Raw genomic sequence first — 12,405 nt, 5'->3', positions numbered from 1 at the left:
CCGTTGCCAATCCGGCGACCGTGTGCCAGTTCGGCAAACAGCTCCGCAACCGCAAGCTGCAAGCTGCAAGCTGCAAGCCGGGCTGATCCTGACGCTGCTGCCTTTGGCCGCTCACTTCATGATAAAGCCATGTTACCATTCGAAAACTTAAAATAACTTTAACTCTTCCCGAGCGTTAGCTTCACTAATTAGGATTGATTGATGGCTAGTAATACTGTTGCACAATTTGCGTCGGAACTGAGAATGCCAGCGGATTTGCTCATAACGCAACTGCGCGCCGCTGGGGTTGCGAAAACGGCTGCCGCTGATCCGTTGTCACAGGAAGACAAAGATCAACTATTGAATCATCTGCGCAGGACTCATGGAGCAGCAGCGGACACTGAGAAGAAAAAAATAACTGTAACGCGTAAAGATGCAGCCGAGACAAACAGCATTAAGCCAGATGAGAAGTCCCGTACCATCGAAGTTAAGGTTCGAAAGCCACGCGTTTTCGTCGAACTGAATAAACCCACAAAGATCGAGCCGGTTGTTCCGACAGTCACTGACGTTTCTATTGCGAGCATAAGTCCTGGAAGCGACTCTCAAACGTCGAAATCGATTCGTTGGAGCAAACTATCCTCTATCGAAATTGGAAATTTTAAGGCGATCGATAGATTAGTACTCTCTCTTGCCGAGGTCACCATTATGGTCGGTCCAAATGGCTCAGGAAAGTCCTCGGTTCTTCAGGCCATACATTGGGCCGCTCGTGCTGCGAGCTACATTCCACCTCAGAGTCAATCCGAAGTAGTTGCGTTCGAACGCTTGGATTACTCCCCATCCAGTGAACCGCTTAAAACAGCGCATAAAAAGGAGCTAACGACGGAGCGATCCTCGGAACCTACTTCTGTTGTGCTAAATCATATAGAGACCGAAAATGGTACTGTACAAGCTGCCCAGATAAGGATTTGGGCCGCCCGAAATCGAGGAGGCATATCTGTTCAAATTGATGGTGGAAGCGCGGTAACGCCCTTCAAACAACGTGAAGAGGTTATTACTTCATATATTCCGGGTCTAGCTGGGCTCTCCGAGAAGGAGACAATTTTGGTTCAACCACTGCTTCGTCGTCAAGCCGCTGGCGGCGACGCAGGTGGTGTGTTGAGGAACGTTTTGTTCAATATCGCGAGCCGTCAGCCTGGCGAGGATACAAACGTTGAAGCGATGCTTCGTATTCGGCGCCTAAATGAACTAGTGGGAAGTGTTCATCCTGGTGTTCAGATCGAAGTCAGCTTCAATGATCGGGAGGACATTAATATTCAGGCGGTTTTCGATGATGAGCGCCTTGCCGGTGTCAAGCGTCCTCTGGAGGCTGCCGCAACCGGTGTATTGCAGGTCACTCAGATTTTCGCGTATCTCATACTTTTCCGCCCGAAGCTCTTGTTGGTGGACGAGCCGGACGCACACTTGCATCCAGATAAGCAAGAGAGACTGATCGAAGCATTAGAGCTGGCCGCATCCGAGTTCAACGTACAAATTATATTGACAACTCACAGCCCTCATATTGTTCGGGCGGCATCCCCGGCAGCTAACCTTGTTTGGGTGAAGGATGGAAAGACCATAGACGAAGACGGCGCTGCCATTCGAACTTTGCTTGGTTGGGGTGGTCTCGACAAAAAAGTGTTGTTTTTCGTGGAAGATGAGAATGACCAGCCAATCCGAGCAATCCTTCGCCAGTGGCCACATCTTCAGCGGCAACTGGCAATCTGTCGTTGCTATGGCGTAGACAATCTCCCACGTAATGCGTTACTCAAAGGGTTGCTGGTTGATAATTCTTTCGGTGTAAAGGTGTTGATACATCGTGATGGCGACTTTATGACGCGCGCGGAGAGAACGATGTGGGCACAGCGCTATGATGCTGATGGCGCCGAGGCGTGGATAACCGAGCATTCAGATGCTGAAGGCTATTTTTGTGAACCGAGTTACCTAAGCGCACTTTATCAAATCAGTGAAGGGGACGCTCAAGCGATGGTTCAGCGAGCCGTCGAATTATGCACCGATGCAAAGACGAAATTTTTTGAAAAGAGAAAGGTAATTCTTAGACTTTTGTACGAGAACGGCGGCTCCCCATCGTCTAACGACCTGTGGGAGCAAGGGCAGGGAACCCCCACTACTATCCTCGGCAAATCACTACACAAGCAATTGAAGAACGTGGTGAAGGCAGCTGGTCTACAAGAGAAGCGGCTCGATAAGTTTGAAATTTCAAACGGAGTGGAGGTCGCATCCGAGCTTAGAGCAATACTTGAGGCAATGTTGTCACCCGCGAAGTTGCCTGCCGCAGCATAGACATTTACCTGGCGACTTGGCCGGTGAGCATTTGCATAGTCGACTCAATTGAGCCACTCTAAAGGCTCAAAGGACCCAACCATGGCCACGCGAAGCCAAAATGCCAAGCCTGCAAGCAAACGCCCTACCCCGCCAGCAGTAGCAAAACCAGCGGTAGAGCACGCATCAAAGAAATCGGAATCCGACGTGCTTGTCCTGCGCAGCGGCCGGAAACAAGCGATGCATGCCAAAATCGGCCAGTTCGCGACCTGGCACAACATGGATATCACGGAAAAGATCGGTGCCATCCGGTCCGGCGTGCCGGCGCAATTGGTGGGCGAACTGTCTTGGTTCATGAACATGCCAAAGGAAGCGCTAATGGACTCGTTGGGCCTGTCGCGCGCGACCATCAATCGCAAGGTGCTGCGCGCACAACCGCTGTCACGCGAAGAATCCGAGCGCGTGGTGGGCATGCAGTCGCTGATCGGCCAAGTGCAGGCCATGATCGATGCGGACAGTGCCCCTGACTTCGACGCAGCCAGGTGGCTGGCGCGGTGGCTGGCCGAACCGCTACCGGTACTTGGCGGCAACACGCCTGGCAGCTATATAAGCACCGTTGAAGGCCAGAAGTACGTCGGCAAACTGCTGGCCATGACCCAGAGCGGAGCCTACGCATGACGGTGGCGCTGTGGCGTATCGCGGCCACCACCGCCACTTACGAGGCGAACGACCTGTCAGGTACCGGCGCTAAACATACGGGCGGGCGCTGGAATCCGGTCGGCTGGGACGCGAATCCGGCGGGCATGACCAGCGTGCAGGCCGGTGAGGCATGGCTAAAGGGTAAAGCCTCTGCACTGCTGGTGGTGCCTTCGGTGATCGTGCCGGAGGAATCGAATATCCTGATCAATCCGCTGCACCCTGATGCGGCGGCCATTACCGCCACGCCTTTGCGCAAGTGGCATCATGACGCGCGCTACTTCTGACTACTCCCGAGGCATCGCTCGCCGACACGGCGCAAAAGACCGGGAGAATGGCGGCAGCTTCATGCCCACGATCACATCGCCAACAAGCGGCGTCAACCCTTCTTCGGCTGCTCGATATGCGGCAGCAGCACCGTCAGGATGCCCAGCAACGGCAGGAAGGAACACAGCTTGTACACATAGCCGATGCCGGCCACGTCGGCCAGGTGGCCCATGGCCGCCGCGCCGATGCCGCTGACGCCGAACATCAGGCCGAAGAAGATGCCGGCAATCATGCCGACCTTGCCCGGCACCAGTTCCTGGGCAAATACCACGATGGCCGAGAACGCCGATGAAATGACGAAGCCGATGATCACCGTCAGCACGCCGGTCCAGAACAGGTTCACGTACGGCAGCAGCAAGGTGAATGGCGCGGCGCCGAGGATCGAGATCCAGATCACCCGCTTGCGGCCGACCCGGTCGCCGATCGGACCGCCCATGAAGGTGCCGGCGGCGACCGCGGCCAGGAACAGGAACAGATACATTTGCGCCGAGCCGACTGACAAGGCGAATTTATCGATCAGGTAAAACGTGTAGTAGCTGCTCAGGCTGGCCATGTAGATGTATTTCGAAAACACCAGCAAGGCCAGCACGCCCAGCGCGCCCATCACCTTGTTGCGCGACAAATTCGGGCCGCCGTGGCCGCCCGCCTTCGGCTTGAAGTTGGCCAGGTGATTGCTGTACCAGCGGCTGACGCCGAACAGCACGGCGATCGCCAGCAGCGCCAGCAAGGCGAACCAGGCGATATTGCCCTGGCCGCGACCGATGATGACGGCGGCCGCCAGCAATGGTCCCAGCGCCGAGCCGACGTTGCCGCCGACCTGGAACAACGATTGCGCAAAACCGTAGCGCCCGCCGGACGCCATGCGCGCCACGCGCGACGCTTCCGGATGGAAGGTCGACGAACCGACGCCGATCAGGCCGACGGCGATCAGCAGCGTCGGGAAGCTGCCGACCATGGCCAGCATCAGCACGCCGATCAGCGTAAAACACATGCCGACCGGCAGCAGGAATGGCAAGGGACGGCGGTCGGTGTACAGGCCGATCCACGGTTGCAGCAGCGATGCGGTGCACTGGAACGTCAGCGTAATCAAGCCGACCTGGGTAAAGCTGAGCGCAAACCCGGCTTTCAGCATCGGGTAAATCGATGGCAGCATGGCCTGGATCAAGTCGTTCAGCAAATGCACGAAGGCGACGGCGCCCAGCATTTGCATGACGGCGCCGGATTGCCGGCTGGCCGGCGCGGCGTTACCGAGCGGAATGGAAGTGGTGGTGGTCATGGTCTGGTCCGGAAGTATCAAAAGCCGAGTCACATGCTCGGCAGCAATCAGTGTACTATCGTCACTCCGGATGTATCTTCCAATTATCGTCGCCCAAGTGACAAATTTATCCTGAGATCGGCATGGATACAAACGAACGCAGCACCGACGCCCACTATTACCAGCGCATCCCGCGCGCGGTGGTCGCCATGCCCAGGGAATACGACTATCTGCACCATACCGCGCCGCACACCCACGAACGCGCGCAATTGCTGTATGCGGTAGAAGGCGTGATGCGCGTCAATACCGAGCTGGGCGTATGGATCTTGCCGCCGCGCCGCGCCTTGCTGATCGCGCCGGGCGTCGAGCATGGGCAAGTGATGCTGAGCAAGGTCAGCATGCGCACGCTGTATATCGACGCCGCCTCGGCCGCCTCCTTCGGCAGCGGCTGCAAGGTGATCGAGGTCAGCTCGCTGCTGCGCGAGCTGATCCTGGCGCTGGTGGCCGAACCGGCGGAATATCCGGTGCCGGGCCGTGGCGAACACCTGGCGATGCTGATCCTGTCGGAACTGGCCGCGGCGCAAACCGTGCCGATCGCGATCCCATGGCCGCGCGACCGCCGCCTGGTGGCGGTCTGTTCGGCCATCATGGCGGCGCCGGGCAGCCGGCGCAGCATCGAGGAATGGGCCGAGGACGCCGGCGCCAGCGCGCGCACGCTGATCCGGCTGTTTCCCAAGGAAACCGGCCTGCATTACCGGCAATGGGTACAGCAAGTGCACCTGGCCGACGCGTTTTGCCGCCTGGCGCGCGGCGACAGCGTCGGCGAGATCGGCCGCGCGCTCGGCTATGCCAGCCCGAGCGCCTTTACGGCGATGTTCCGCCGCCTGCTGGGCAAGACGCCGCAAGACTATCTGAGCGAATGGCGCTGAGCATGGATCGCCGTCCCCGACAAGATCACAAGATCCCATCAAGCATATGGCAAGACTTTGGCCAGCCCGTCGTTGAAGGCTGGCCCGGCATCGCGGCAATCAGTCTTTGTTGAGGATTTCCTGCTCGGCGATGCTGGGATTGCCGAAGTAGGTTTTGACGGGAACCCCATTTTCCGCACCGTGGATGTACAGGCCGCTGATGCTCTTGTTTTGCGCGTCATACAGCATGACGAAGCGATGCTCGCCGCAGTTATGCGGTTGGCACACGCTGGTCAGCAAGCGGGTGACGCCGTCGAACACCACCGGAACCACCGGCGACGACACGCCGTTCGGCACCCAGTGCGGCGCCTTGATGCCGGATTTCTTCAATTCGGTCAGGAATGCGGTCTTGAACGCCCGGTCGCCTTTGTAGACCACGGGAAAGTACGGACAATCTGTCTGGTCCTTGCACACCAGCGCCTGCTCGATCGGCGACTTTTTGGCAAAGGCCGGCAATGCCGCAAACGACAGCGCACAAGCAGACACGATGACAAGCAGTTTGGCTTGAAATTGCATGAGTTCTCCTGATGAGTCTGAATGTCGACCTGGCTCAGGATACCAGAATGACTATGGATTCATGGGCGTGCCGTACTCAGGGCGCGCAACGGATGCCGACTACGCTGTTGACCTTCCCTTGCATCCAGTCGGCTTCGCGCCAGCGGAACACGCCCGGCGCCACGATCGCCAATTCCCATTCTGCCAGCTTGCCATCCTTGGTACGGCGCGCTTCATTGTGATAGCGGATGGTCAGCGTATTCCGGGTCGCCGCGACCACCGTAGCCGAGAAACGGTTGGTCACGCCCAGCGCGGTGTTCCAGGTACGGTCGGAAAACATCGTCAATTGCTTGTTATCGTCGGACAGCTGCATGCGGAAGCGCGCCCGGTCGACTTCGCAGGCGGGACTGGTGCTGACGCTGTCGATCCAGCTGCCGGCAAGCTGCGCCGGGTCGAATGGAAATGGCGCAGCCTCCGCGGCGGCGGCAGAGGCGCCGGAGGCAAGTGCCGCGCTCAGCAAGAGTGTCAGTAACATAAACGATGGATCATGGTGAAGTTACATATCAATAAGGCCATGCGCCGCGACTATCGACATGCGACGCACTCCGTCTTCAAGATCTTGTAGCATAGCAGCGCCAGCGTGAAAAATATCACCTTGATCATGCTTTTAAATAAAAAAAAGCGCGGCAGGCAGAACCTGTCGCGCTTTTTAGTTTACGTGTCCGTCAGTGCCCTGACAAAACCGTAGCGAGCAGTCTTAGTTGCGGACTACGCGTTTGTATTCATTGGTACGGGTGTCGATCTCGATCACGTCGTCCTGGCTGACGAACAGCGGAACTTGAACGGTGTGGCGATGCGCGTCAACCGCGTTCTCGATCTGGGCTTCTTTCAAGACGTTACCGGAAGTGTTGCCCTTGACTGCAGGCTCCGAGTAAAACACTTTACGAGCAATGGTGGTTGGCAATTCAACCGAGATCGCCTTGCCGTCGTAGAAAACAGCTTCGCATTCCATGCCGTCTTTCAGGTAATGCAGTGCATCGCCCAAGTTTTCTTCTTCGATTTCGTACTGGTTGTATTCAGCGTCCATGAACACGAACAATGGATCGGCGAAATACGAGTAGGTCACTGGCTTTTTGTCCAGGACAACCACGTCGAACTTGTCGTCGCCGCGGAACACGTTTTCCTGCGGGCTGTTGGTCAGAAGATTTTTCATCTTCCATTTGTATGTGAAGCCCGTGCGGCTCGAACCGTTGACATCAGAACGCAACACGATCATAGGCTTGCTGTCGACCATAATGATGTTGCCAACACGAATTTCTTTTGCGGGTTTCATAGGGAGTGTACGTAAAAAGTGGGTTGCGTAAAAATCATCTGTCGCTCGGCTCCAGGAGCCAAAAGCTTAAGTTTGATCGAATTAAAAATACGTTAGGATTAACCGCGCATTTTACCTGATTTTTCTTGCCCCGCCTATCAAAGCGCGCGGGCGAACTGTAGCAGGTTGCTTGTCAGATCACCATTATCCAACATTTGCCGCTGCCAGTCAGCAGAGCGGCGGCGCATTTGCGGCATCGCGGCCAGCAATGCCGGCCACAGCACGGGCCAGCCGGCCTGCCCCTGCTGCGTTTCATCGGTCGCGCCATTCCAGCGCAAGGACACGTCGCCGAGGCTGGCAAGGTCGGCCGCATAACGCTGCAAGAACGCGCGCAATTTCACATGGTGCAGGTTTTCATCTTGCGGATAGATATGCCAGATGAAGGGCTTGCCGGCCCATTGCGCACGCACGAAGGAATCCTCGCCGCGCACAAAATTCAAGTCGCAAGCCCATAACAGCTTGTCGTAATCGGGCTGCGCGACAAACGGCATCACGCGCACCGTCAGCGCGCCGCGGCTGGCCGCCGCGCCAGCCTTGGCTTCGCCCCCGAGAAACTCCTGCACCGCATCGGTCGCGACCCCTTCCGGCACCAGGCAAGTCATCGGCCGGGCGCCGTTTTGCCAGACCTCGAACAAGGCCGGCACCGGCGCGTGCGGATAACAAAACAGCGATACCTTGGTTGACGCCATTTCCGCCTGGCTCACGCCGAATTGCGCAAGGAAAGCCGCCATGGCCGCCGGGTCCGCTTGAAACAACAAGCGCTGCGCTTCGAGCGGCGCTTCGCGCAGCAAGCCGCCGGTTTTACTGGTAAAGCCGGGGAAGAAAAAGTACTTGGTCAGCGGCAAACGCGGATGCGGCGACGACAAGGCGTGGCAACCCTCGACCCACTCTTCCGCCGTCAAGCCTTCCAGGTTCAGCCACACCGGGCGCGGCTCGCATTGCGCCATCGCCGCGATATAGCCGGGCGGGATATCGCAGGCGAAAAATTCGATGACGATATCGGCGACATCGTCCGCCGCAAACAGACCATCCTGGCTGGCCCAGTGGCGCACCGTGATACCGGCCACTTGCTGCACGTCGGCATCGGGCGCCACGTCCGGGCAAATGCGCCGGAAACTGGCCAGATCGTCGACCCACAGCGTCACGGCGATGCCATGCTCCTGCTGCAATTGTCTTGCCAGGCGCCAGCAAATGCCGATGTCGCCATAGTTATCGACTACTTTGCAAAAGATGGCGAGGGAGCTTGCGCGGTCTTGATGGACGGTCATGTTGCACTGGAATGATGGGTGAGGGGGAATGACGGGAAAGTACCATAAACAATTCTGCCAAACACAAAAAAGCCGCTCGAGGCGGCTTTTTTACAGGCTTTCAACGAAGCCGAACTGGCGTCCCCAAGGGGATTCGAACCCCTGTACTCACCGTGAAAGGGTGATGTCCTAGGCCTCTAGACGATGGGGACAGAAATCTGTCCTGAATGCCGAACTGCGCATCCTGACCTGTGCACTACTTTTTTGCCACTTGCCATCGCAGCAGCATCCCGCGTGGCGTCCCCAAGGGGATTCGAACCCCTGTACTCACCGTGAAAGGGTGATGTCCTAGGCCTCTAGACGATGGGGACCTGTGCTGTTTTTTTGCTGCTCAGCGGACTCTGATTCGAGAGTTTTTTATTCCCTCAAAAAAGCGTGCGCGAATTCTAACATGAAGATACACGCAAAATCAACCTGTCTCTCCCTGCGGCAGCGTTTTTTCAGTATGGCGCAGCCCCTCTGGGCGCACCGCCAATGCCCGACTGCCGCCGTCAAGCTTGAAGATGCTGACCATCTGGGAAAGACTGCCCGCCTGGCCCTGCAGCGACTCGGCCGCGGCCGCGGCTTCTTCCACCAGCGCCGCATTTTGCTGCGTGACGGCGTCCATCTCGGTAATCGCGATATTGATCTGTTCGATACCCGCCTCTTGCTCCCGGCTGGCGGCGCTGATTTCCGCCATGATATCCGTGACCCGCTGCACGCTGGCGACGATTTTTTCCATCGTGGCGCCGGTCTGATCCACCAGCCTGCTGCCCGCATTGACGCTGTCCAGCGAGTTGTTAATCAATGTCTTGACTTCTTTGGCGGCACCGGCCGAACGATGGGCCAGATTGCGCACTTCGGTGGCGACCACCGCAAAGCCGCGCCCCTGCTCTCCCGCCCTGGCCGCTTCCACCGCCGCGTTCAACGCCAGGATATTGGTTTGAAAAGCAATCCCGTCGATCACGCCAATAATGTCGACGATTTTATTGGCCGACACATTGATGGCGCCCATCGTCTCGACGACTTGCGACACCAGTTGCCCGCCCTCGACGGCGACACTGGAAGCGGATATCGCCAACTGATTCGCCTGCCGTGCATTGTCGCCATTTTGCTTCACCGTCGATGTCAACTCTTCCATCGCCGAGGCGGTTTCTTCAAGAGAACTTGCTTGCTGTTCGGTGCGCGATGAAAGGTCGAGATTACCGCTGGCGATCTGGCCGGTGGCGGTCGCGATTTCGTCGGTGCCATTGCGCACCTGGCCCACGATATGCTTCAACTTCCCATTCATCTCTTTTAATGCCGACAAGAGCTGGCCCGTCTCATCTTTCGCCTGGACATCGATATTACTGCTCAAATCACCGGACGCGACCGTCTGCGCCACCTTGACGGCCTGGCCAATCGGCACCGTGATCGAGCGCGTCATCAAATAAGCGATGAGGATCGCGGCAAGCGCCGCGGCGGCCGACAAGGCCAACGTCATCGTCACGGCAAAAGCACCGTCGCCGAGGGCTTGATCGCCATCCGTTTTCATCACGCCGTGCTGAAAACTCACCATGGCATTGAGCGCGCCAAAAAAAGCGGCCTGCGACGGCAGCAAGTCCTTGAGCAAGAAGTGGCCGGCCTGTTCAATCTTGCCGTCCTGAATCAGCTTGACCACCCTGCCACGGGCCTGGCCATAAGCTTCCCTGCCGTCCGCCATGACGCCAAATAATTCCTGCCCCTTGGCGGTGTTGATCATGGCCTTGAGCTGCGCCATGAGTTCATTATTTTTCTTGACCGAATCCTCGACTTGCGCCAGCGCGGCAGCCACCTCCGCAGCGTCGTTTCCGCCAATGACGGCGTTACGCAAGTACCGCGCTTGCGAATCGACTTGCTGCTGTATCGACTTGGCCGTCATGACCTTGACGTAGCGGTCGTTCAATATCGCCTCGGTGGCGCTATTCATACGCTTGATATAAGCGGTCGAAATCGCCGCCACCATCACCAGTAAAAGCACCACGATGCCGAAGCCGAGGCCGAGTCTCGTCCCGATTTTCATAGTTGACGTATTCATTTAATCCCCAATTGCATTATTTATTTTTCAAAATACAGCGCTGCAGATTCACGATAAAAAAACAGCCAGGCGCATGCATGCCGACGCAGCCCGTCCGCAACCTGCGTTGATAGGAATAAATGACGGCGAATAGGGGCGTCAGGACAACGATGTAATCCGGGGGATAGGGATCAATCATGCTCAACCGGTTCAGCAAGCACCTTCCCGGTACAAAATGAAGGTTGAACGTTTTGGCGACTGGTTTGGGCCGGGATTGAGTGTAGCACCGAAATCTCTTAAAGCAGGAACGGGTTGCCAAAATAAAACTTAAGTTGCAAAAATAAAACATCATCGCCGCCAGGTACGATCTTCCTGCCCCATTTCGCCAAGGCAACACCGCCGCGGCATCGCTGCGGCAACCTTTTCTATTGCAATGGAAGAATTGTCATGTCCACACCAACTGTATTAATCACCGGCGCGTCCGGCCGCCTGGGCCGCTTGGCCATGGCTCAACTGCTGAGCCAGCCGCACGGCCCGCTTGCCGCTACCAGCCGCGACCGGCAACGCTTGCTGGAACTCGCACAACTCGGCGTCGACACCCGTTACGCCGATTTCGACAACCCGGCCTCGCTGCCCGGCGCCTTTTCTGGCGCGCAACGAACGTTGCTGATCAGCACCGGTTGCTACATCGGCGAACGGCGCATCCAGCAACAACGGCAAGCGATCGATGCGATGCGCCAGGCCGGAGTGCGGCACATCGTCTACACCTCGCTGCTGAATGCCGACCGGCCCGGCCTCGGCGCCGTCGCCAACGACCATGCCCAGACCGAAGCCGCGCTGCACGCGGGCGGGCTTGCTTACACCAGTTTGCGCAACGGTTTTTACATGGATAGTTTTTTGACGACCTTGCCAAAAGCCATTGCCAGCGGTGTGTGGACATCTGCCGCCGGCGACGGCAAGATCGCCTATGTCACACAGGCCGACTGCGCGCGGGCGGCAGTGGCGGCCTTGCATCAGGGCGGGCATGGCGGGCGCGTGCTGAATATCACGGCGCCGGTCGCCATAGGCGCCGAGGAAATCGTGCGGACCGCGAATCAGATATTGGGCACCAGCATCGCTTATGTGGCGCTGACACCGGAAGAGATGCGGCAACGCCTGCTCGATGCAGGCCAGCCGGCACAGATGGCAAATATAGTAACGCATATCGACCGGGCGATATCGCAAGGCGCAATGGATGCGGCGAATGACGATTTTGAAAAGCTGACGGGGGAAAAAGCCTGCGGCTTGGCCGAATTCCTGATTGCTAATAAACACAGGATTATCGGCAATCGATAAGTTAATTAGGCAGCGCACCTGAACGGGTCGGATGAGGCGGGCATTCCACTCATCCGATTTACGCGGCAATGCAATTGCATTCGACAAAAACAAAAAAACCGCTCAAGGCGGCTTTATCTGTCGAATTACTTGTAACCAGATAACACTGGCGTCCCCAAGGGGATTCGAACCCCTGCACTCACCGTGAAAGGGTGATGTCCTAGGCCTCTAGACGATGGGGACCATGGAACTGCTTGACTACCGACCTCTGCGCTGTTGGTGGAGGTAAGCGGGATCGAACCGCTGACCTCTTGCATGCCATGCAAGCGCTCTCCCAGCTGAGCTATACCCCCCGGGCG

The 12,405-nt window shown here is 57.4% G+C and carries 11 protein-coding genes and 4 tRNA genes; 5 read left to right on the top strand and 10 right to left on the bottom strand.

The window, feature by feature from the left end; translation table 11 throughout:
* Positions 1-201 precede the first annotated feature (201 nt).
* The 3 genes from GJA_RS07265 (at position 202) to GJA_RS07255 (ending at position 3,281) form a co-directional block, all read left to right on the top strand.
* Entirely contained in the window at positions 202-2,319 is a 2,118-nt protein-coding gene (locus tag GJA_RS07265) for a translation initiation factor IF-2 N-terminal domain-containing protein (RefSeq protein WP_081905274.1), read from the top strand.
* A gap of 81 nt (positions 2,320-2,400) precedes the next feature.
* Positions 2,401-2,976, top strand: a complete 576-nt coding sequence (locus GJA_RS28190; protein WP_242404472.1) for an antitoxin Xre-like helix-turn-helix domain-containing protein — start codon at positions 2,401-2,403, stop codon at positions 2,974-2,976.
* Complete coding sequence (locus tag GJA_RS07255) at positions 2,973-3,281, top strand: RES family NAD+ phosphorylase (RefSeq protein ID WP_038490472.1); 309 nt, start codon at positions 2,973-2,975, stop codon at positions 3,279-3,281. The genes GJA_RS28190 and GJA_RS07255 overlap by 4 nt, the downstream gene beginning before the upstream one ends.
* A gap of 92 nt (positions 3,282-3,373) precedes the next feature.
* On the opposite strand, the gene GJA_RS07250 is transcribed toward GJA_RS07255, so the two are convergent.
* The gene (locus GJA_RS07250) at positions 3,374-4,531 is read right to left on the bottom strand and encodes an MFS transporter (protein ID WP_197539828.1); all 1,158 of its coding nucleotides are present in this window, start codon (positions 4,529-4,531) and stop codon (positions 3,374-3,376) included.
* 188 nt (positions 4,532-4,719) lie between these two features.
* Here GJA_RS07250 and GJA_RS07245 point away from each other — a divergent pair, with 188 nt between their 5' ends.
* Positions 4,720-5,505, top strand: a complete 786-nt coding sequence (locus GJA_RS07245) for an AraC family transcriptional regulator (protein WP_038490466.1) — start codon at positions 4,720-4,722, stop codon at positions 5,503-5,505.
* 99 nt (positions 5,506-5,604) lie between these two features.
* On the opposite strand, the gene GJA_RS26020 is transcribed toward GJA_RS07245, so the two are convergent.
* The 7 genes from GJA_RS26020 to GJA_RS07210 form a co-directional block, all read right to left on the bottom strand.
* Positions 5,605-6,060 carry an Ivy family c-type lysozyme inhibitor gene (locus GJA_RS26020; RefSeq protein ID WP_051780403.1) on the bottom strand — a complete coding sequence of 152 codons (456 nt, stop codon included), beginning with the start codon at positions 6,058-6,060 and terminating at the stop codon, positions 5,605-5,607.
* A gap of 76 nt (positions 6,061-6,136) precedes the next feature.
* Positions 6,137-6,574: a hypothetical protein gene (locus GJA_RS07235; protein WP_061301549.1), complete on the bottom strand. Its 438-nt coding sequence runs from the start codon at positions 6,572-6,574 to the stop codon at positions 6,137-6,139.
* Positions 6,575-6,796: 222 nt separating this feature from the next.
* On the bottom strand, positions 6,797-7,372 hold the full coding sequence (locus tag GJA_RS07230; RefSeq protein WP_038490460.1) for an elongation factor P: 576 nt from the start codon (positions 7,370-7,372) through the stop codon (positions 6,797-6,799).
* A 137-nt stretch (positions 7,373-7,509) separates the two neighbouring features.
* Positions 7,510-8,679, bottom strand: a complete 1,170-nt coding sequence (gene earP, locus GJA_RS07225; RefSeq protein WP_038490457.1) for an elongation factor P maturation arginine rhamnosyltransferase EarP — start codon at positions 8,677-8,679, stop codon at positions 7,510-7,512.
* A gap of 115 nt (positions 8,680-8,794) precedes the next feature.
* Positions 8,795-8,870: transfer RNA gene (locus tag GJA_RS07220), tRNA-Glu, on the bottom strand.
* Between the two features lie 83 nt (positions 8,871-8,953).
* Positions 8,954-9,029: transfer RNA gene (locus tag GJA_RS07215), tRNA-Glu, on the bottom strand.
* A gap of 98 nt (positions 9,030-9,127) precedes the next feature.
* Positions 9,128-10,753 (bottom strand): methyl-accepting chemotaxis protein, encoded by a 1,626-nt coding sequence (locus GJA_RS07210; protein WP_038490454.1) that lies wholly within the window; start codon positions 10,751-10,753, stop codon positions 9,128-9,130.
* A gap of 426 nt (positions 10,754-11,179) precedes the next feature.
* Here GJA_RS07210 and GJA_RS07205 point away from each other — a divergent pair, with 426 nt between their 5' ends.
* Entirely contained in the window at positions 11,180-12,067 is an 888-nt protein-coding gene (locus GJA_RS07205; protein ID WP_038490451.1) for an SDR family oxidoreductase, read from the top strand.
* 146 nt (positions 12,068-12,213) lie between these two features.
* Here GJA_RS07205 and GJA_RS07200 read toward each other — a convergent pair.
* Both GJA_RS07200 and GJA_RS07195 read right to left on the bottom strand, forming a co-directional pair.
* Positions 12,214-12,289: transfer RNA gene (locus GJA_RS07200), tRNA-Glu, on the bottom strand.
* Between the two features lie 34 nt (positions 12,290-12,323).
* A tRNA-Ala gene (locus GJA_RS07195) sits at positions 12,324-12,399 on the bottom strand.
* Positions 12,400-12,405 lie beyond the last annotated feature (6 nt).

This window comes from Janthinobacterium agaricidamnosum NBRC 102515 = DSM 9628 (assembly GCF_000723165.1).
In the GTDB taxonomy this organism is placed as follows: Bacteria; Pseudomonadota; Gammaproteobacteria; order Burkholderiales; family Burkholderiaceae_D; genus Janthinobacterium; species Janthinobacterium agaricidamnosum.
This window is presented reverse-complemented; position numbering and strand designations above follow the sequence as displayed.

Coding starts and splice junctions, on each gene's coding strand:
- GJA_RS07265 (WP_081905274.1), top strand. CDS start 202: ATGGCTAGTAATACTGTTGCACAATTTGCGTCGGAACTGAGAATGCCA.
- GJA_RS28190 (WP_242404472.1), top strand. CDS start 2,401: ATGGCCACGCGAAGCCAAAATGCCAAGCCTGCAAGCAAACGCCCTACC.
- GJA_RS07255 (WP_038490472.1), top strand. CDS start 2,973: ATGACGGTGGCGCTGTGGCGTATCGCGGCCACCACCGCCACTTACGAG.
- GJA_RS07250 (WP_197539828.1), bottom strand. CDS start 4,531: ATGCAAATGCTGGGCGCCGTCGCCTTCGTGCATTTGCTGAACGACTTG.
- GJA_RS07245 (WP_038490466.1), top strand. CDS start 4,720: ATGGATACAAACGAACGCAGCACCGACGCCCACTATTACCAGCGCATC.
- GJA_RS26020 (WP_051780403.1), bottom strand. CDS start 6,060: ATGCAATTTCAAGCCAAACTGCTTGTCATCGTGTCTGCTTGTGCGCTG.
- GJA_RS07235 (WP_061301549.1), bottom strand. CDS start 6,574: ATGTTACTGACACTCTTGCTGAGCGCGGCACTTGCCTCCGGCGCCTCT.
- GJA_RS07230 (WP_038490460.1), bottom strand. CDS start 7,372: ATGAAACCCGCAAAAGAAATTCGTGTTGGCAACATCATTATGGTCGAC.
- earP (WP_038490457.1), bottom strand. CDS start 8,679: ATGACCGTCCATCAAGACCGCGCAAGCTCCCTCGCCATCTTTTGCAAA.
- GJA_RS07210 (WP_038490454.1), bottom strand. CDS start 10,753: ATGAATACGTCAACTATGAAAATCGGGACGAGACTCGGCCTCGGCTTC.
- GJA_RS07205 (WP_038490451.1), top strand. CDS start 11,180: ATGTCCACACCAACTGTATTAATCACCGGCGCGTCCGGCCGCCTGGGC.